Genomic DNA, 20879 nt, shown 5'->3' with positions numbered 1-20879 from the left:
ATTAAAAGGTTAACATTTTCCTTTTAAAATTACTTACTCATTTTAAGTGCTTGAATAAAGGCTGACTGCGGAATTTCTACCTTCCCAAACTGACGCATGCGCTTTTTGCCTTCTTTTTGTTTTTCTAACAATTTACGCTTACGGGTAATGTCACCACCATAACATTTTGCTGTCACATCTTTGCGTAAAGCACGAATTGTTTCACGTGCAATAATTTTACTACCAATTGCTGCTTGAATTGGAATCTGAAACATATGTTGAGGAATAAGATCTTTAAGTTTTTCGCACATAGAACGCCCACGTTTTTCCGCTATAGTGCGGTGTACAAGCATCGACAATGCATCAATAGGTTCTCCATTGACTAAAATAGACATTTTAACCAAATCACCTTCAGCATAATCAATTATCTGATAATCAAAAGAAGCATATCCCTTTGAAATTGACTTTAATCGATCATAAAAATCGAAAACCACTTCATTGAGAGGTAAATCATACGTTACTATGGCACGTGTCCCAACATATGACAAACTAACTTGCACCCCACGTCGTTCTTGGCAAAGTTCTAAAATTGCTCCAAGATAATTATCAGGTGTCATAATTGTCGCACGAATCCACGGCTCTTCAATGGAAATAATTTTAACACTATCAGGCATATCAGCCGGATTGTGCAATTCCTCAATAGAACCATTAGTCATATGCATGCGATAAACAACAGAAGGTGCTGTTGCAATTAAATCCAAATTAAATTCGCGCTCTAATCGTTCTTGAATAATTTCAAGATGAAGCAGCCCTAAAAAGCCACAACGAAAACCAAAACCCAAAGCAGCCGATGTTTCCATCTCAAAAGAAAAGCTCGCATCATTTAAACGCAATTTTCCCATAGCTGCACGTAAATCTTCAAAATGAGCTGCATCGATTGGAAAAAGACCACAAAAGACAACCGGTTGAGCAGGTTTAAAACCAAGTAACATATCTTCACAAGGGCGGCGTTCTTCAGTTATAGTATCCCCAACTCGCGTATCAGCAACTTCTTTAATAGAAGCAGTTATAAAACCGATCTCTCCTGGCCCTAATTCATCAACCTGTATCATTTTTGGAGTGAACACTCCAACTCGTTCAACGGGATATTTTGCTCCTGTGCCCATCATACGAATGATCTGACCTTTTTTTAACACACCATCAATTACCCGCACCAAAACAACAACACCAAGATAAACATCATACCAACTGTCAACTAGCATTGCTTTTAATGGCTTTGTAACATCGCCAACGTGTGGAGGAGGCAGTTGCATAACAATTGCTTCTAAAACATCCACAACACCTAAACCTGTTTTTGCCGATATTTCTAACGCTCCAGATGCATCGATACCAATTACATCTTCTATTTGCTCTTTAATACGCTCAGGTTCTGCAGCTGGAAGATCCACCTTATTGAGCACAACAACCAATTCGTGATTATTATCAATGGCCTGGTAAACATTTGCCAACGTTTGCGCTTCTACTCCCTGACTTGCATCCACAACCAATAATGAACCTTCACAAGCCGCTAGTGAGCGTGATACCTCATAAGCAAAATCAACATGGCCAGGCGTATCAATAAGATTTAAGATATATGTTTCACCATTCTTTGCTTTATAATGCAAACGCACTGTTTGTGCTTTAATAGTAATCCCACGTTCGCGCTCAATATCCATAGAATCGAGCACTTGATCTTTCATCTCTCGTGTCTCAAGGCCACCTGTCATTTGAATCAAGCGATCAGCCAAAGTTGACTTTCCATGATCGATATGTGCCACAATGGAAAAATTACGGATATAATTGCGATCTATTGTCATACAAGGCGATTTAGCAAAGAATAGCGCAAAACGCAAAGACCAATTATATATTCTTGAAAACCTTTAAAAGAATGGAGGTGAAGATCACTTGTAACCCCCTTAACTTGAACAAAGATTAAATTTTTATTTGCTTCAATTACAATGACAATCAACCAATATGAAATTCTCCATTTTTGTTTTTACCAATTATAAACTCTACGCACTTTCAATAAACTGACTCTATTCAAAAAAATCGTCATAAGAAAGAATTGATATAGGAGGCAAGAAGTTAATTGATTTTTTTATTCACTACGCCCTTTTTACGCCATTGCGTAGGTTGTAACTCAGCTATTACAATCCCAATTATAATAAGCAAACCACCTAATAATGCCGAAATAGATAAACGCTCGCCAGCCAAACGCCCAACAATACCAGCCCAGACAGGTTCACCTGCATAAATAAGTGTTGCGCGAGTAGGTGAGACAGATCTTTGTGCCCAGTTCATAGTCAACTGGATTACCGTACTCATTAGGGCCAAACTTAAACCTACATTTAGCCAAACCCACGAAAATTCAGGAATATTTTCTCCCATTAAAGGCATACAGAAAAATGAAAAAACACCACCAAAAAATAACTGTATAACCGTTATACGCCGACTATCAACTTTATTTGCAAAAAAACCAATAAGAATAATTTCCCCAGCAATCGCTAAAGCTCCTAGTAAAGTAAGAATTTCACCTTTTGAAAAATCAATATCTTTAAATCCTTGCCCAGAAACCAACACAAGTCCGATAAAAGTAAAAGTAATACCAATCCAACTGGCAAAATGGGGTAGCTTTTTTAAAAAAATCCATTGCAATATTGGAACCATCGGTACATAAAGCGCAGTAATAAACGCTGACTGACTACTGAGAATAGTTTGAAGCCCCGCTGTTTGCAGAGTGTAACCAAAAAACATTCCCAAACCAATACTCATACCAGCAAAAATTTCATAAAAAGTTACGTCTTTCATAGAACGCCAAAAAATCAGCCCAGATATAAGCGCTGCAACAATAAAACGAAATCCCACAAAAAAAAGTGGTCCACTATACTGTACTGCAATATGAATAATTAAAAATGTAATACCCCAAAGTATTGTCGCAACAAATAATGCTAATTCTTGCTTACTGAATAAAAAGCGTCTTAACTGCTGCCTTTCAGCCATGAAAGGTTCCATCCTAAATCAATCCCAATACGTTTTATGAAACGATAAGCGTCCCAACTCCATGTTCGGTAAATAGTTCAAGTAAAACGGAATGAGGTGTTTTACCATTCAAAATAACTACACCTTCCACACCATTTTGAATAGCTTCAATACAAGTTTCTACCTTTGGAATCATACCATCTGAAATTGTTCCATCTTTGATAAGATGCTCAGCCTCAGAAATTGTCAATTCTTTTAAAATTTTACCCTCTTTATCCAATACACCAGGAACATCAGTTAGAAATAAAAGGCGCTTAGCTTTTAAAGCACCAGAAATTGCCCCAGCAAAAATATCAGCATTAATATTATAAGTTTTACCGTCGCGGCCCGGAGCAACTGGAGCAAGTACCGGAATCATTTCAGAACGCGCTAACAGATCTAGTAATGTTCGATCAATTTCAACAGGTTCACCAACAAATCCTAAATCCAAAACACGTTCAATATGCGAATTAGGGTCAATTATAGTCTTATAAGCTTTTTCAGCAAAAACCATATTACCATCTTTGCCACAAAGACCAATTGCCCATTCTCCTTCAGCATTGATGAGAGCTACAATCTCTTTATTGATTGAGCCTGCTAAAACCATCTCAACTACTTCAACGATTTTTTCATCAGTTACGCGTAAACCATTCTCAAATCGCGATTCGATACCCATTTTCTTCAAAATCTCAGCAATTTGAGGGCCACCCCCGTGAACTACAACAGGATTAATGCCTGATTGTTTCAGCAAAGCAATATCACGTGCAAATGCCCGCCCTAAAGCAGGATCACCCATAGCATGTCCGCCATATTTTACAACAACCGTTTTATTTTCATATTTTTGCATGTAAGGCAAAGCAGATGACAAAAACGCTGCCTGTTTTTCGAAAACATCTGCGGCAGTATTTGCAATATCACCCATCAAAAGAGTCTCCTCATCATTTTTTGCCCTCTTTTATAAAGTTTAGAAAATGAAAACAGATTCAAAATACATTCTTCTCTATTCAACTCTTAAAAATCATCTGATTCTTTTCAAAATTTCGTTTACAATAAATGAAACTAGATAAATGTACCTTAAGCAATTACCGATACTGGAGTGTTTTAAAAGAGGAACAAAAAATATTACCGTTTTATAATCTTACTTTATAAAAAGTGCTAGGATAATATAGAAAATTTTTTGAGAAATGTTATATGATTACTGATTAAACCATATAATAACGCCTTTAATAAAAATAGCTTGTAAAAAAATTATGGTTTTATGGAGGAAGTGTATTTCCTATAATGCAATTGATTGCCATATCACCAATCAAGAAAACGATTCGGAAACCGTGTAATAATCCCTAATACATAAATGCGTTATTTCACCACTGATTACACATTGTTTAATGGAATTCAAGCTTTAGTGATTTTTGTGTAAAAACTAACCATTTCAAAAAGATTGTTTTTGATCTCTACGTCTACCTTTTAAGATTTTTAATTTTTATCATGAAATTATGTTGATCATCCTTAACCTTAGGCAAAGGATTGGCCATTTTCATATTTTCTAAAACAACCCTGTATAAATACTTTAGAGATTATAATTACAAAAAAATTGTCAGTTAACTGATTTTAGAATGTTCTGACAAATTTATTCAGAACATTCACGTGTACTTTTTATCATTCCTTTGCTATGTCTATCTATAAATTTTGACCAGCAATATTTTCAAAAAATTCTTTCATACGTGAAAAAAAACCGTGTGATTGTGGTGAATTTTCATGATTTGAAAGCTTATCAAATTCTTGCAACAATTCACGTTGTTTTTGCGTCAATTTTTGTGGTGTTTCAATAGTGATATGGATATAAAGATCACCCCTTGTTTGTTGGCGTAACGTAGGCATTCCTTTACCTTTAAGGCGGAATTGATGCCCATTTTGTGTGCCTTCTGGAACTTTTACTCGTGCTTTGACACCATCAAGATCAGAAACCTCAAACTCTCCTCCTAATGCAGCCGTAATCATTGAAATAGGTACACGACAATGAAGATCTGCCCCATCCCGCTGAAAAAATTCATGCGGTTTAATGGAAAGAAAAATATAAAGATCACCTGCAGGACCTCCACGAGTTCCAGCATCACCTTCACCAGAAAGACGAACACGAGTACCATCTTCAATACCCGCTGGAATATTCACCCGCAATGAACGGTTTGCTTCCACCCGCCTTGTACCACGGCATCTTGAACATGGATCCGTTATGATTTCACCACGACCATGACAGAGTGGACATGTTCGTTCAATGGAAAAAAAACCTTGTGCAGCACGCACACGTCCAGCCCCATAACAAGTCCCACAGGTTTGTGGTTTAGAACCTTTTTTTGCTCCCGATCCCTCACAAGAATCACACACAATGGAAGTGGGAATATTAATTTGCGCCGTTTTACCTGCAAATGCTTCTTCTAATGTCACTTCCATATTATAACTTAGGTCTGCACCACGTTCACGGCCATCACTACGTTTACGATGCCCACCGCCCATGATTTCGCCAAAAAAATCTTCAAAAATATCAGCAAATCCACCACCAAACGGACTAGCTCCTTCACGACCACCATTTTCAAAAGCAGCATGACCAAATCGATCATAAGCAGCCCGCTTTTGAGGATCTTTCAAAACTTCATAGGCTTCGCCAATTTCTTTGAATTTCTGTTCCGCTTCTTTATCCCCTGGATTACGATCAGGATGATATTGCATTGCCAGCTTACGAAAAGCAGATTTCAGCTTTTTATCATCACATCCACGCGTTACGCCGAGAATTTCATAATAATCAACTTTCATCATGTATTCCTGATAAATTTTCCGTCATCCATCTCAAAGATAATATTTATTTCAATCTACATTCTTTAAACAACAGAGTTATAATTTGCTCCCAAACAATAAAACCCAGCCTTATATTTCACAGGCCGGGTTTATTAACTTATAAATACATTTGCTTCAACTATTTCTTTTGATCATTAACTTCTTCAAAATCAGCATCAACAACATCATCATTTTTTGCATCTGTTTCAGTATCAGCCTTTTCTGCTGTTTCTGAAGCTTCATACATAGCTTGTCCAAGCTTTATACTAACTTCTGCTAATTTTTGCATCTTTACTGTTACCTCTTCAGTATCAGTGCCCTCAAGCGCAGTCTTTAAATCAGTCATTGCTGCTTCAATCTGACCTTTATCTTCAGGCGATACCTTATCACCATATTCAGCTAAAGATTTTTCAGTTGAATGGACAAGAGCTTCTGCCTGATTTCTTGTTTCAACACTTTCACGACGCTTTTTGTCTTCAGCAGCGTGTGCTTCTGCATCTTTGACCATATTCTCAATGTCGGCATCACTTAAACCACCTGATGCTTGAATACGAATCTGATGTTCCTTGCCAGTACCTTTATCCTTGGCTGAAACATTCACAATACCATTTGCATCAATATCAAAAGTAACCTCAATCTGAGGAACACCACGCGGTGCCGGTGGAATACCAACAAGATCAAACTGAGCTAATAACTTGTTATCATTAGCCATCTCGCGTTCACCTTGAAAAACACGAATAGTGACAGCATTTTGATTGTCATCAGCTGTTGAAAAAGTTTGCGATTTTTTAGTCGGAATGGTGGTATTGCGTTCAATTAAACGTGTAAATACCCCACCTAGTGTTTCAATACCCAAAGACAAAGGTGTAACATCTAAAAGCAATACATCTTTTACATCTCCTTGCAATACCCCCCCTTGGATAGCAGCACCCATAGCCACAACTTCATCGGGATTAACGCCTTTATGTGGATCTTTACCGAAGAAGCTTTGCACCACTTCTTGAATTTTTGGCATACGGGTCATACCACCTACCAAAACGACTTCATCAATTTCACCAGCACTTAAGCCCGCATCTTTTAACGCAGCTTTACAAGGCTCAATAGTGCGCTGAATCAAATCTTCCACTAATGATTCAAACTTCGCTCTGGTTAATTTCATCGTTAAATGCTTAGGACCAGATTGATCTGCTGTGATAAATGGTAAATTAACCTCAGTTTGCTGTGAAGAAGACAGCTCAATTTTCGCTTTTTCTGCTGCTTCTTTTAAGCGCTGCAAAGCCAGTTTATCATTTTTCAGATCAATCCCATGTTCTTTCTTGAATTCATCCGAAAAATAGCTAACCAAACGCATATCGAAGTCTTCACCACCTAAGAATGTATCCCCATTGGTTGATTTAACTTCAAAAACACCATCCCCAATTTCAAGAACAGAAATATCAAACGTACCACCTCCAAGGTCATAAACTGCAATAGTTTTTCCGTCCTTCTTATCTAAACCATAAGCTAAAGCAGCAGCTGTAGGTTCATTAATGATTCGCAAAACTTCAAGCCCAGCAATTTTACCAGCATCTTTGGTCGCTTGACGTTGCGCATCATTAAAATAGGCAGGAACAGTAATAACCACTTGTTCAACTTTTTCGCCTAAATAAGATTCTGCAGTTTCTTTCATTTTCTGCAAAATCATTGCTGAAATCTGCGATGGAGAATATTTCTTCCCTGCTTCTTCAACCCATGCATCACCATTGTCACCTTTAACAATTTTATAAGGTACAAGCGCTTTATCTTTTTCAACCATAGGATCATCAAAGCGGCGCCCTATCAGACGTTTAACCGCAAAAACCGTTCCTTCAGGGTTAGTAACCGCTTGCCGTTTAGCAGGTTGTCCAACAAGCCGCTCACCACTATCGGTAAAAGCAACAACAGAAGGTGTAGTGCGCGTTCCTTCTGAATTTTCAATGACCTTTGCATTTTTGCCGTCCATGACAGCAATACAGGAGTTGGTTGTCCCCAAATCAATACCAATTACTTTTGCCATATTTTAATCTCCATTCAGCAAGCTGTCTAAACCTTTATCAAGCATCTTTCCAAGACAGCTCCTTATCACATTTAAAGCCTGTTTTTGATTTCAATACTATAAACGATAACTCGAGAATCATCACAAGTCTTGTTAATTCGTATATAAGAACAGCTTTTTACCCCTACAAGAGAATAACGAGAGAAATATTTCTAAAATAAAAATTTTCTTTAAATTTAAATAAGCATTCGTACTCTTAATATCTTCGCTAAAATATATTTCTACAACTAAGACAAGTACAATAGCATATCTCTCACAAAGCTGTAAATTACGCCTATAAAACTTGAAGGAATAAGAATAATTGTTCTACTTTTTTAGCCTTTATTTCTCATAGTAACTTAAAATATTCAAGAAAAAGTTTGTAAAAGCATTCTTCGTACACAATAAGTTTACATCAAATATTTCCAATCGGGCTTAAATAGATTTTATATTGGCTACAACAAAACAGACTCAATTAATAGACATAAGTATTTTCACCTCTTATAGAATTAAACTTATCTTTGAAAAAGCAAAACTCTTAATTCTTATGTACTCCCTAACTTATTTTTCTCTGATTATTTTGAATTTTTTTACCTCTTTAGTTAATATGTGCGCATCCCTTCCTTTTTCTTAATCATTCACACCAACATAATTTGCGCAATATTATCTTTTATTGATACATGTGAAGATTGTACTAAAAATTAAGATGAGTTTATTAAATGAAAACCACCCAACAATAACACCACGTCCCAAAATGGAGAATTTTATGGACACACACATTACTTATACACAATATGCATTTAAAACTATTATTATCTGCATCTTGTATACTTTTATTTTTGCCTTTATAGCTCTGCCTGCAATTGCAAATGTTAACCAATACAAACTTGGCGACTTAGAAATCATTTATCCCTGGACACGAGCAACACTTAAAAGTGCAAAAGTTGGTAGTGGTTATCTTCATATCATTAATCACGGTAATACTCCTGACCGATTAATTGCTATTTCAATGGATGGAGTACAAGAAACAGAAATTCATTCTATGACGGCAGTTAATAATATTATGCAAATGAAAAAACTGCTCAATGGCATTGAAATTCCAGGCAATGGTGAGATCATATTGAAACCCGGTGGCAACCATATCATGTTTATAGGACTTTCACAGCCATTTCAACAAGGCAATAAAATCAATGCAAAGTTAACATTTGAGAAAGCTGGTGCAATTAATGTTGACTTTTTCGTAGATGCTATAGGAGCTACGTCTTCTAAGCTAGATGCTTCTCAATAAACTTTTGCAGAGTCATATGATACGATAAAAATATAGATTTTTATGCTTCTTAATTTTTTTAAAGCACTATTTGAAGGTCCATAATCTATCATAAAAAACAAAAAATAGAGAGATTCTCGTCATTTCTATTATATCCGATTTAATATCAGGAATATGCATAATATTTGCTCGAATAATTTATCAAACGGCTTTACCATTGGTCCCTTCGTCTCAAAAATGAACATATTTTATAGCCCTTTTCCATAAGACTTTATTTAGACTTTAACCTTGTTTAGCAGCAGATTTGTAATTCTTATGATTGGACAACCTAACAGAAAAAATATCACACGAATTACAAACGATTAAAACCACTTTTTTAAGCGTTTCCTTAATGTTTAACTTCTCTGGTCAAAATAATCTTGTAACTTTCAATCTAAAATCGATTTTTTCTGCACCAAACTGAAAATTATTAAGTGCAACCTTAAAGATTGTTTTCTTTGTGTTCACAATTACCTAATATTGGTCAATAATTTTAGAAAAATTTAAAATCCTTTTACAATTTTCTTTCGTATAATAACAGCGTATCTTTAATAGCTCACCTTTTTCCCCTATATCACCATACTGTCAAAATAGATTAAGTGCATTTTATAAACTCCAACCATTAAAAATGAACTCTTTCATTTCTTCGATACAAAAATGATAGATTTTATAAAAAACGCCTTAATGAAAACTTACACTAAGTGAAGGAATCCTAACTAAGCAAAAACGCATTACAAAACTGCAAAGAAAAAATAGTCTTTACCATTAAGACGAAATGTATTTTACTTTGCCACAATTTGTACCATATTTGTTTTGCAAAAAAAATACGAACTCTCATATAACAGCTATGGGCGATTTTCTGCCACAGCGATAGAAAGGTCTAAAAAGCTATGAAGGATACTCCAGCAATCACTCAAACGATTGTACTTGTTGATGATGATCGCAATATTTTGACATCCTTATCTTTTGCACTTGAAACAGAAGGCTATCGGGTTGAAAGCTATACAGATGGAGCATCTGCGCTTAAAGGCTTAACGCTACATCCCCCTCATCTAGCTATTTTTGATATAAAAATGCCACGAATGGATGGAATGGAACTTTTGCGCCGACTGCGTCAGAAATCTGATATCCCAGTTATTTTTCTTACATCTAAAGATGATGAAATTGATGAACTTTTTGGGCTTAAAATGGGTGCTGACGATTTTATCACCAAACCCTTTTCTCAACGTCTTCTCATTGAGCGAGTAAAAGCTATTTTACGTCGTTCAAACGCTCGCAATCAATCGCTTCTAACAGGAACATCACCTGCCTCTTCTCTTAAACGCGGAGATCTCATCATGGATCAAGAACGCCACACCTGTACATGGAAAAACAGACCTGTTATATTAACAGTCACAGAATTTTTGATTCTCCAAACTTTAGCACAACGACCGGGAGTTGTTAAAAGTCGTGATGCTTTAATGGATGCCGCTTATAATGATCAAGTCTACGTAGATGATCGTACCATTGATAGCCATATTAAACGTTTGCGTAAAAAATTTAAACAAGTGGATGACGATTTTGCAATGATTGAAACACTTTATGGTGTAGGTTATCGTTTTCATGAAGTTTAGAGTTATTGTGTCACGACAATTTGAATAACAATCAAATCAATGATAACAAATATTCAATCGAGCACTGTACCAAATAAAACACCCAATAACGTTCCCCACGCACGGTTTCCTACGCTTGCTCATTTGCATTTTCGAGGACAGCGTTTATTTAGACAATTGTTTTTTTCTAGTCTTACACGCCGTATTGTCATTTTAAATCTTGCTGCCCTTGGTATTTTAGTTACAAGCATTTTGTATCCTAAACAATTTCGTGATAGTTTAATTGAAGCAAAAATTGAAAGTTTGCGCACTCAAGGAAAAATCATTGCTGGAGCCATTGCTGCTTCTGCAACAGTAGATACTAATTCTATTTTAATTGATCCTCAAAAACTTTTGGAATTACAAGCTGGAGAAAGTGTTACACCAACACCCCAATCAACCGACACTTGGGATTTTCCTATTAATCCGGAACAGATAGCTCCACTTTTACGCCGCCTTATCACACCGAAAACAACAAGAGCACGTATTTATGATCGGGATGCCACTTTGCTTCTTGATTCACGCGTTCTTTATTCCAGTGGTGTAATTTCTAGCTATGATCTTCCTTCCATTGAAACAAAACCAAGCCCATGGAAACGCCTATATTCATGGTTTTTACATGCACTCTATGGCGGTGGCCTTGCTCTTGATAGAGAGCAAGCAAAAAACAATGGTGATATTTATCCAGAAGTTTATCAAGCATTAAATGGTTCTTCAGCCACTGCCCAACGACGTAATAAGCATGGCCAATTGATTGTTTCGGTTGCTGTTCCTGTGCAACGTTATCGTGCAGTAGTTGGTGCTCTTCTTCTTTCGACCCTTAGTTCAGACATTGATAACATTGTGAAAGCTGAAAGGCTTGTTATTTTTAAAGTTTTTGCGGTTGTTGGTAGTGTACTTTTGGTGCTTTCTTTGTTTTTAGCCTATACTATTGCCAATCCATTGAGCAAATTATCTGCCTCTGCCAATCGTGTGCGTCATGGCAACAATAAGCGGGTAGAAATTCCTGATTTTTCAGAACGTGAAGATGAAATTGGTCACCTTTCAACCTCTATACGTGATATGACTAATGCTCTTTATACACGTATTGAAGCTATTGAACGTTTCGCTGCTGATGTGAGTCATGAATTAAAAAATCCTCTTACTTCGCTGCGCAGTGCTGTTGAAACACTACCATTGGCTAAAAATGAGGCAGCACAAAGACAACTGTTCGAAATTATCCAACATGATGTCCGTCGTCTTGACCGTTTGATTACCGATATTTCTGATGCTTCACGACTAGACGCAGAACTTGCCCGTGAAACTGCACAGATTGTTGATATGAGTCAGCTTTTGGAAAGTCTTATTCATGCCGTTCGTGAAGTATATCGTAATAAGCAAACTATTAATATCAGCCTTAATATTGTACCGCGCCCTCACGGTAAACCTTATCTTGTTTTGGGACATGAATTACGTTTAGGTCAAGTCATTTCCAATCTCATTGAAAATGCTCGTTCCTTCATTCCTCGTAATAATGGTGAAATTCGTATTACAATGAAAAATAATGTTTCAACTCTTATCCTAACTGTTGAAGATAATGGCCCTGGTATTCGTTCAGAGAGTATTGATCACATTTTTGAACGTTTTTATACTGACAGACCAAATGAAGATACATTCGGGCAAAACTCAGGGCTTGGTTTATCTATTAGTCGGCAAATTATTGAAGCCCATAATGGAACACTCACAGCTGAAAATATTATTGACCCTATACTTGAAAACAGCAAAACTGGTGCACGATTTATTATTGTGCTTCCCCTTGCCAAATAGAGCCTTTATCTAAGGCATAATAGCGTACAATAACAATAATATAAAATATTGCCATGCCAATTATCTCAAACTAGGAAATAAAGAGTTGTTGATTATCGGCTCTCTGGACAAAGAAAAATTATCCCTCTCTTGCCTTGTTTGACTGTATTGATTACCATAACCATAAAGTAAAACTGATTAATAATCAGAGTACGATATTGTAAGCAAAAAATAAAAAATTCCGTAAAATAATATTCCAGCAGATTTAAAGAGCATACTCAATTTGTAGAGCTAACTTTTACAATAAAATTTAGAAAATGAATTTATAAGCTGTATTATTCTTTTTAATCTTGAATATGAATGGTTTTCTATTAATCAAATTTTTGAGTTTGGGAATTGATACATTCTTTTTCTAAAAATTTTTAATTTTCATAAAATACAATTATAGCCATCTGTTGAGCTATCAAAATATTTTTTAGAAACATTCCTCTTAGTACACTGTAATGTTTTGTATAATAATAAAATTTCTTAAAAACAGAAAATTTTACTTTTTAGTAAGACACATTAGAGCGCAATTTTTTTGCCATTTTTTGAGTCAATAAAGACTATTAAGTGACTGGACTTTTCAATTTCCCCTTATCTAAACTGCATTCAGTTGCTATTAAAATGGATACATACTTTATCTCTTCACAAATCATATATCAAATTTATCGTTCTAGTATTCACGTAAAAGCTTTTTTTATTGATGACAAGCGCCATCTTTTTCAGCACTAATAATCTTATGAATTCAATTGATAAATATATAACGCGTTATTTCTGTCTACCAACTTATCTATCTCGTAACAATCGGTTCTGTTTTAGTTTACCGATCATTACATTCAAAATAAAGTATCAAGATAATTATCTTTTAACTATAAGGAAGCCTCATGCCACGTCTATTTGCTGCTATTAAAATTCCTCAAGACACAACGAAAATACTTATATCACTACAAAATGGCTTGCCAAAAGCTCAGTGGATTAACCCGAAAAATTTCCATGTTACCTTGTCTTTTTTTGGTGAAGTCACAGATTCCGTTGCCAAAGAATTGATTGAAGCCTTTGATACAATAAAATGCCCTTCTTTTATGCTCCAACCTAATGGTTTTGAAATTTTTGGCTCAAAAACTTCTCCTCACTCCCTGGTTGTTCGCATAAAACCTTGTAAAACACTCAGTCTTTTACATGAGAAAATACTATGCATTCAAAAACGTTTAGGATTAATTCCTGATGAAACACAATATATCCCACATATTACCCTTGCGCGGCTGCTTGATGTTAAATTGGAGAACCTTTCTTTGTATTTATCTGATCGGGGTGATTTTTCTTATCCTCCCTTTGCAGTTGATTACTTTGTTTTATTCCTGTCAAAAGACCCCTCAAGTGATACCCCTTATATTGTAAAAGGAAGTTGGCCACTTCAAGCGTAAAAGGCACTTAAACAGAGCATTTTTAAAAGCTTTTCCTCAAATTGCTTTAACGTAAGGTCGCACATAAACAAATATGCTGCTATAGTTTAAAATATTTTCTTTACTGATGTGTTGATGTTGAATCAACTTTAATAGAATCCTCTTTAAGCCCCCCCTTAGCTACACCAACCATAGCCGGACGCAAAACACGCTCACCAATAATATAACCAGCCTGAACAACTTGCTGTACAGTATTATCAGGAACATCAGCGTTAGGAATTTCAAACATCGCCTGATGAAAATGAGGATCAAATTTCTGCCCCTCTGGATGAATCTTTTTCACTCCATGACGCTCTAAAGCCGTCATCATAGCCCGCTCTGTCATTTCAACACCCTCTGCCAACATTTTTAAACCAGTATCATTTTCGCGTGCACCTTCTGGAATAGCTTCCAAAGCACGATTAAGATTATCAGAAACAGATAACATATCGCGGGCAAAATTGGCAATCGCATAAGCCCTTGCGTCAGCCACATCACGCGTTGTACGGCGTCGAAGATTTTCCATATCTGCAGCAAAACGTAAAAGTTGATTTTTTAGCTCCTTATTTTCATTCTGTAAATCAGCTAAGGGATCAGTAGACTCACCTTTTTTTTCCTCAACGTTTTCGCAAACCTCTTCTTTGCTCATTTTTAAAAGTTCATCAGCAGCTTTTTTAAGTGTCTCGCGATCATTTGGATTTTTTAGATTACAATTTTCAAATGAAGCATCAGTAAATTTGTTTTTTTCGTCAGACATAAAAAGTTCCATTCTTTCATAAAATTTATTATTCTCGATATCGAAATTTTGCAGATAAAAATCAAGAGGTATTTATTTACCTTAACATAATGAGTGTCCACAATAAAAATATCCGATACAGGCTAACGCAATAACTGTGACATAAGTTGAGCGGTATAATCAACCATAGGCACAATTCTCGCATAATTAAGCCGTGTTGGTCCAATAACGCCCAAAGCGCCAATTACCCTTTGCTGTGCATCGCAATAAGGTGCTACCACTAAAGAAGACCCTGAAAGAGAAAACAGCTTATTTTCTGAACCAATAAAGATACGAACCCCCAAACCTGCATCTGCTAAATCAAGCAATTGCGCCATACTTTCACGCGTTTCAAGATCATCAAATAAATGCCGTAATCGCTCTAAATCTTCTTCTGCTTTTACATCTTCAAGTAAATTGCTTCGCCCACGAACAATAAGATGCATCTTATGTTCTGAATCTTCTCCTCCCCAAAGAGCTAGTCCAGTTTCAACAAGATGATGGGATAACTGATCAAGTGCAGCCCGTGTTTCCACACATAAACGCGCAATTTCTTCTTTAGCTTCATTGAGTGTACGCCCCTGAATATGTGCATTGAGAAAATTTGTTGCTTCCGTCAATTGCGAATGCGTAACACCTTCTGGTAGATGAATGATGCGGTTTTCAACTTCACCTTGTTGCGTCACTAAAACTGCAAGAGCATGCTCACCATCAAGACGTACAAATTCAATATGCTTTAATGTACCTTCATGTTTCATCGCTAAAACCAACCCTGCCCCACGTGAAAGATCCGAAAGAATTTGGCTAGCTTGGATCAAAAAGTGTTCAACTGATTGTGTATGACCTGCTTCTTTGACTTGAAATTCAATATTCTCACGCTCCTCAGATGGTAAATCACTTACTTCCATAAATGCATCAACAAAAAATCGTAAACCTGATTGTGTTGGCATGCGCCCTGCAGACACATGAGGTGCATAAATCAAACCGAGGTGTTCAAGATCACTCATTACATTGCGAATTGTCGCAGGTGATAATGTTTGTTGTAAAAGTCGTGACAAGTTACGTGATCCCACCGGCTCACCATCATTAAGATAAGCCTCAACAATATGGCGAAAAATATCACGCGACCGTTCATCAAGCCCTTTGAGGTCATCGGTAATAGACGCTTGTTTTATCACAACATTTCACCACTTCAAAAACACTTTTTCTTATATAAGTTTTATTAAGATTTGGTCAAACAGTCTAAAGCAACGTAAAGAGTATATTACATATCTCTTGCCAAAAGTACTATCGCTTTATCATCAAAAGTACCATCATCAAAAGAAAGGCTATTTTATGTATCACTCTAATCTTCATCCTCTTAAATGCAAACAATCTTCTTTGAAGAAAATCTCAAAAAAAATTGTAGAAGGATTAAATTTCTCGAAATTTGGTAATACGCACATTCTATAATTATTTAAGCTAAACACCAATATAAAAAATTCCCTTATGATAAAATCCTTAAAAATCATAATAGTATTATTTCCTATCATATCTATAAAATACATTCATGATTTAACTATGATGTAAATTTACAAACTAAAACTAGCACTAATTTCGTTATAATAAGTTGCAAAATTTTTGTAGATATGAAAGCAACCACCGCAAATAAATCTCTCAAGCTGTATTGATCACTTTATTTATTGGAACTTACAAAACCGGTATTGTGTCAAATTTATTCTCCTATAAACAAGTTCTCACCCAAACAATAACCTACCCTCATATCAGGAGAGATACGTATGAGACGTATAGTAAATAAAAAACTTGTTATTGCTACACATAACAGCGGAAAATTGCATGAAATCAACACATTAATTGCTCCTTTTGGCTTAACGACACTCTCAGCAAAAGAGCTCAGTTTACCCGAACCAAAAGAAACAGGAACAACATTTGAAGAAAATGCCTATATCAAAGCCTTTGCAGCAGCAAAAACTACACAGCTTCCTGCTTTATCTGATGATTCTGGTTTAGAAATAGACGCATTAGGCGGTGCACCAGGCGTCTATACAGCCGACTGGGCCATTCAGCCTAATGGTACACGTAATTTTTTAAAAGCTATGCAAAAAATAGAAAATGAATTACAAAAAATTGGAGCTCTTGAAAAAAGCCAGCGTAAATGTCGATTTATATCAGTCATCTGCGTTGCATGGCCCGATGGCTATGCAGACTATTTTCGTGGCAGCATTGAAGGTACATTCATTTGGCCACCACGTGGAGATAAAGGTTTTGGTTTTGATCCCATTTTTCTACCAGATGGATATGAAAATACCTTTGGTGAAATGTCTACAGAGCAAAAACATGGCTGGAAACTTAATGATAAAACACCTCTTTCACATCGCTCACGCGCTTTTAAACTTTTTGTGGAAAATTTTTGGGCACCCTAATGGCTAAACCTTTCGGTATTTACATTCATTGGCCTTTTTGTGCTGCCAAATGCCCTTATTGCGATTTTAATTCGCATGTTCGCAAAAATGGGGTGGATCAGCAGCGTTTTGTAGCCGCCTTTAAACGCGAAATGGCAACACAATATCATGTAATAGGCTCTCGTCATATTACAAGTATTTTTATTGGCGGTGGTACACCTTCTCTTATGACTCCTCAAACTGTTGACGCTTTACTACAAACTGTCGCCAAAAACTGGACAATCGACGATAAAGTTGAAATCACACTAGAAGCCAACCCTTCCAGTGTAGAAGTAGAGCGCTTTCACGGCTACCGTGCAGCAGGTATTAATCGTTTATCTTTAGGTGTACAAGCACTCAATGATAAAGCCCTACGACAACTTGGCCGTCTTCATGATGTTAAGCAAGCTCTTCATGCTATCACTTTAGCGCGTAAAATCTTTACACGCTTATCCTTTGATTTAATTTATGCCCGCCCCGAGCAAACACTTAAACAGTGGAAACATGAACTTTCCCAAGCTATTGATTTAGCAGCAGACCACCTTTCCCTTTACCAACTAACCATTGAAGAAGGAACTGTCTTTAAAAAACTTCATACTGCAGGAAAACTTATTCTTCCAGTATCGCAGCTGGCAGCAGACCTTTATAATCTTACTCAAGAAATAACGGCTATGCACGGCCTTCCCGCTTATGAAATTTCAAACCATGCAATGCCTGGTGCCGAATCTCGTCATAATCTTCTTTATTGGCGTTATAACGAATATGCAGGCTTTGGCCCAGGAGCACATGGACGTTTTCAACGCCTGGTGGAAAATTTCTCTACTCCCTCAAAAGTACCACTATCTACAACTGAAAAACTTGTACGTTATGTCACAATGAATGAAAAACATCCCGAACGTTGGCTTGAATTGGTAGAAAACACAGGCCATGGCTGCATTGAAACAGAACAATTAACCAGAAGACAACAGGCCAATGAAATGCTGCTTATGGGTCTGCGTCTTTCAGAAGGTCTTGATCTTAGACGTTATGAAACCTTAAACTTAAAAAGTTTATCACCAGCCACACTTGCCAATTTACAACAAGAAGGTTTGGTAGAAATAGTAGATAACCAGCGCTTAAAAGCTACAACTAAAGGATACATTGTTCTCGATTATATCATTAGCAAATTAGCAAATTAATATTCCCGCTTCAGGTAAAATTACGGATAGTGTGATATTGACCATAAGATGCTTGTATAATTTAATTATTTTACGTTCCTGTTTAGAAGATATTCCAAATAATAATTATTTTTTATGCAAAAAAATCAATAATGAAGCGTTCATAAATCGAAGTAAGGCTTTCCAATGCATCAAGAGAAACACATTCATTCACCATATGCATGGTTTGCCCTGGTAAACCGAATTCAATAACGGGGCAATAATCCTTAATAAACCGCGCATCTGAAGTGCCGCCAGAAGTTGAAAGTTCTGGTCTGTTTCCTGTCATACTTTCAATAGCATTTGATAAAGTTTCAATCAGTTTATCATCTTTAGTCAAGAAAACGCTACCCAAATTTTGTATCCATTCAAGTTGATAATGTGGAAGCTCAATATGATTATCTTCCGATTGTACCGATGCAAGACGATTTTCAATTTCAGTAATAAGCGTTTCTTTTGTCCACAGATCATTGTAGCGTATATTGAAACGTATTACTGTGTGCATAGGAATAATATTGACAGCACAATTACCCGTATCAATACTTGTTAATTCCAAATTACTTGCTTGAAAATTTTTTGTTCCTTGATCCAGAGGAGTTTGTATCAGTGCCTGAATAAGCTTATTTGCTAAAGGTAATGGATTGGCTGCTCGTTCAGGAAAAGCAACATGGCCTTGCCGACCTTGCACTCTAATAATACCGGAAATTGACCCCCGACGACCAATTTTGATCATATCACCAACAACTTTTACACTCGTAGGTTCACCAACAATGGCTGCAGTCCATTTTTCGCCTTTTTGTACTGCCCATTTTAAAAGTTTTACCGTTCCGTTAAGAGCAGGACCTTCTTCATCACCAGTTATCAAAAAACTTATTGTTCCTTTAATTGGCTGTTTCTCAAAAACCCGCGCTAGCGCCGCTATAAAGCACGCTATACCCCCCTTCATATCAACAGCACCCCTCCCGTACAACTTGCCCTGATCTATGACGCCCTTAAAAGGAGGATAAACCCAATTGCTCAGTTCACCAGGTGGGACTACATCACTATGACCTGCAAACATAAGATGCGGGCCTTCATTTTCAATCTTTGCATAAAGATTTTCAACATCTTCTGTATTTTTATCTATAAAAACAGGGCGTTCAACAGTAAATCCCAATTTTGTCAAAAAATGTTCCAAAGTCGATAAAGCACCTGCTTCATGAGGTGTAACAGAAGGGCAACGGATAAGTGCCTGTAATAACTGGACAGGATCTGTAAGGACAGACATAAATATATTCCAATCTGCACAAAGAGTGATTTAAAAACGTTAAGCCAAATCACAAAAAAGATAAAAATAATCAAAAAGAGTAAAAAGATTAGGTCTTTTCATTTGGTATATTCAATAATGATAGTATATTTTGATTAATGGTTACAAAACAACATCTATTACAATAAGTTTGCTAATCGATAAGTAACGCCATAAAAATCATAAAGGGCAATAGATCTTTTTATAGAGAAAACACAAAGTGCGAGATGATATTACACACAATGACAAAAATAGCAGATAATTATCAATAAATATTATGTAAAATTAAAAAAATAACCATAATATTTTTTGTGTTAGTGAAAATTGATCGTATGCAATGTATGACCATTTTTCTTCAACCAAGCGTGATAATTTTTACTACCTGGGCAAAGTTTTTCACAAAGATCCCAAAATCGTGATTTATGATTCATCTCGATAAGATGAACCACCTCATGTGCAACAACATACTCAACAATTTCTTTTGGTGCCATAACAAGACGCCATGAAAAAGATAAACGCCCATCCGCTGAGCATGATCCCCAGCGGCTTTTCATATCTTTATAGCGGATTGATTTAACTTTACGTTCCACTTTATGCGCATAATGTTCTACTAGCGGTGTTATAATGATTTTAGCTTGTTTTTTAAAAACATCAGCAATTCGTCTTGGCAAATATTCTAACCGACTATAGATAATAATTTGCGGTTTTTGTTCCATATCACCTGCAATGATTTCATCCACCCCACGCCCTTCTTTATGCCTTATAATGTGCGCAACACCCAATAAAGGAATTGTTGCACCCTCCTTGAGATAAGAATTTTCACGGGAAATGAGGACATGAGTAAGATGTGTCTCAATCCAACAACGATGTTTTTCAATGAAAGACTGAACCGTATTAAGATTTACCGCTGGTGGTACTGTTAAACAAATCCCCTGTCCATCTGCATCAATGCGTAACGTGAAACGGCGTGTATATTTATGTTCTCGTACCCGCAAAGGTACAATGCGATCAAAAAGAATAAAATCTTTCTCATAAATGGCCATGCATCATATCTCTAT

Annotated in this window: 15 protein-coding genes; 6 read left to right on the top strand and 9 right to left on the bottom strand. The window is 36.3% G+C overall.

The window, feature by feature from the left end; translation table 11 throughout:
- Nucleotides 1-29: 29 nt before the first annotated feature.
- From lepA to dnaK, 5 genes are all read right to left on the bottom strand, one after another.
- Entirely contained in the window at nt 30-1835 is a 1806-nt protein-coding gene (gene lepA / locus BBBE_RS00300; protein ID WP_010700633.1) for a translation elongation factor 4, read from the bottom strand.
- Nucleotides 1836-2103: 268 nt separating this feature from the next.
- Nucleotides 2104-3018, bottom strand: a complete 915-nt coding sequence (locus BBBE_RS00295; RefSeq protein ID WP_022708584.1) for a DMT family transporter — start codon at nt 3016-3018, stop codon at nt 2104-2106.
- A gap of 34 nt (nt 3019-3052) precedes the next feature.
- Nucleotides 3053-3958, bottom strand: coding sequence for an acetylglutamate kinase (gene argB, locus BBBE_RS00290; RefSeq protein WP_010700631.1), 906 nt, complete (start codon nt 3956-3958; stop codon nt 3053-3055).
- A 755-nt stretch (nt 3959-4713) separates the two neighbouring features.
- The gene (dnaJ, locus tag BBBE_RS00285) at nt 4714-5844 is read right to left on the bottom strand and encodes a molecular chaperone DnaJ (protein ID WP_010700630.1); all 1131 of its coding nucleotides are present in this window, start codon (nt 5842-5844) and stop codon (nt 4714-4716) included.
- A 160-nt stretch (nt 5845-6004) separates the two neighbouring features.
- Entirely contained in the window at nt 6005-7900 is a 1896-nt protein-coding gene (gene dnaK, locus BBBE_RS00280) for a molecular chaperone DnaK (RefSeq protein WP_010700629.1), read from the bottom strand.
- A gap of 784 nt (nt 7901-8684) precedes the next feature.
- Here dnaK and BBBE_RS00275 point away from each other — a divergent pair.
- The 4 genes from BBBE_RS00275 (at nt 8685) to thpR (ending at nt 14106) form a co-directional block, all read left to right on the top strand.
- Nucleotides 8685-9206, top strand: a complete 522-nt coding sequence (locus tag BBBE_RS00275) for a copper chaperone PCu(A)C (RefSeq protein ID WP_010700628.1) — start codon at nt 8685-8687, stop codon at nt 9204-9206.
- A 908-nt stretch (nt 9207-10114) separates the two neighbouring features.
- Nucleotides 10115-10837, top strand: a complete 723-nt coding sequence (locus BBBE_RS00270; protein ID WP_010700627.1) for a response regulator transcription factor — start codon at nt 10115-10117, stop codon at nt 10835-10837.
- Nucleotides 10838-10876: 39 nt separating this feature from the next.
- Nucleotides 10877-12661, top strand: a complete 1785-nt coding sequence (locus tag BBBE_RS00265) for a sensor histidine kinase (protein ID WP_010700626.1) — start codon at nt 10877-10879, stop codon at nt 12659-12661.
- Nucleotides 12662-13566: 905 nt separating this feature from the next.
- Nucleotides 13567-14106 (top strand): RNA 2',3'-cyclic phosphodiesterase, encoded by a 540-nt coding sequence (gene thpR, locus BBBE_RS00260; RefSeq protein WP_010700625.1) that lies wholly within the window; start codon nt 13567-13569, stop codon nt 14104-14106.
- 100 nt (nt 14107-14206) lie between these two features.
- On the opposite strand, the gene grpE is transcribed toward thpR, so the two are convergent.
- Nucleotides 14207-14881, bottom strand: coding sequence for a nucleotide exchange factor GrpE (gene grpE / locus BBBE_RS00255; protein WP_010700624.1), 675 nt, complete (start codon nt 14879-14881; stop codon nt 14207-14209).
- Between the two features lie 122 nt (nt 14882-15003).
- Nucleotides 15004-16074 carry a heat-inducible transcriptional repressor HrcA gene (hrcA, locus tag BBBE_RS00250; protein WP_035464580.1) on the bottom strand — a complete coding sequence of 357 codons (1071 nt, stop codon included), beginning with the start codon at nt 16072-16074 and terminating at the stop codon, nt 15004-15006.
- 603 nt (nt 16075-16677) lie between these two features.
- On the opposite strand from hrcA, the gene rdgB reads away from it, so the two are divergent.
- Together rdgB and hemW are read left to right on the top strand one after the other, a co-directional pair.
- Nucleotides 16678-17322 carry an RdgB/HAM1 family non-canonical purine NTP pyrophosphatase gene (gene rdgB / locus BBBE_RS00245; RefSeq protein ID WP_010700622.1) on the top strand — a complete coding sequence of 215 codons (645 nt, stop codon included), beginning with the start codon at nt 16678-16680 and terminating at the stop codon, nt 17320-17322.
- Complete coding sequence (gene hemW, locus BBBE_RS00240) at nt 17322-18518, top strand: radical SAM family heme chaperone HemW (protein ID WP_010700621.1); 1197 nt, start codon at nt 17322-17324, stop codon at nt 18516-18518. The genes rdgB and hemW overlap by 1 nt, the downstream gene beginning before the upstream one ends.
- Before the next feature lie 112 nt (nt 18519-18630).
- Here the strand turns inward: hemW and dapE are convergent, their stop codons facing one another.
- Complete coding sequence (dapE, locus tag BBBE_RS00235; protein WP_010700620.1) at nt 18631-19803, bottom strand: succinyl-diaminopimelate desuccinylase; 1173 nt, start codon at nt 19801-19803, stop codon at nt 18631-18633.
- Nucleotides 19804-20135: 332 nt separating this feature from the next.
- Nucleotides 20136-20864, bottom strand: coding sequence for a M48 family metallopeptidase (locus BBBE_RS00230; RefSeq protein WP_010700619.1), 729 nt, complete (start codon nt 20862-20864; stop codon nt 20136-20138).
- Between the last annotated feature and the right edge of the window lie 15 nt (nt 20865-20879).

Origin of the sequence: Bartonella bovis 91-4, assembly GCF_000384965.1 — a bacterium.
Lineage (GTDB): Bacteria > Pseudomonadota > Alphaproteobacteria > Rhizobiales > Rhizobiaceae > Bartonella > Bartonella bovis.
This window is presented reverse-complemented; position numbering and strand designations above follow the sequence as displayed.

Bases quoted from the DNA above. Each gene is read 5' to 3' on its own strand.
- lepA (WP_010700633.1), bottom strand. From the start codon at position 1,835: ATGACAATAGATCGCAATTATATCCGTAATTTTTCCATTGTGGCACAT.
- BBBE_RS00295 (WP_022708584.1), bottom strand. From the start codon at position 3,018: ATGGCTGAAAGGCAGCAGTTAAGACGCTTTTTATTCAGTAAGCAAGAA.
- argB (WP_010700631.1), bottom strand. From the start codon at position 3,958: ATGGGTGATATTGCAAATACTGCCGCAGATGTTTTCGAAAAACAGGCA.
- dnaJ (WP_010700630.1), bottom strand. From the start codon at position 5,844: ATGAAAGTTGATTATTATGAAATTCTCGGCGTAACGCGTGGATGTGAT.
- dnaK (WP_010700629.1), bottom strand. From the start codon at position 7,900: ATGGCAAAAGTAATTGGTATTGATTTGGGGACAACCAACTCCTGTATT.
- BBBE_RS00275 (WP_010700628.1), top strand. From the start codon at position 8,685: ATGGACACACACATTACTTATACACAATATGCATTTAAAACTATTATT.
- BBBE_RS00270 (WP_010700627.1), top strand. From the start codon at position 10,115: ATGAAGGATACTCCAGCAATCACTCAAACGATTGTACTTGTTGATGAT.
- BBBE_RS00265 (WP_010700626.1), top strand. From the start codon at position 10,877: ATGATAACAAATATTCAATCGAGCACTGTACCAAATAAAACACCCAAT.
- thpR (WP_010700625.1), top strand. From the start codon at position 13,567: ATGCCACGTCTATTTGCTGCTATTAAAATTCCTCAAGACACAACGAAA.
- grpE (WP_010700624.1), bottom strand. From the start codon at position 14,881: ATGTCTGACGAAAAAAACAAATTTACTGATGCTTCATTTGAAAATTGT.
- rdgB (WP_010700622.1), top strand. From the start codon at position 16,678: ATGAGACGTATAGTAAATAAAAAACTTGTTATTGCTACACATAACAGC.
- hemW (WP_010700621.1), top strand. From the start codon at position 17,322: ATGGCTAAACCTTTCGGTATTTACATTCATTGGCCTTTTTGTGCTGCC.
- dapE (WP_010700620.1), bottom strand. From the start codon at position 19,803: ATGTCTGTCCTTACAGATCCTGTCCAGTTATTACAGGCACTTATCCGT.
- BBBE_RS00230 (WP_010700619.1), bottom strand. From the start codon at position 20,864: ATGGCCATTTATGAGAAAGATTTTATTCTTTTTGATCGCATTGTACCT.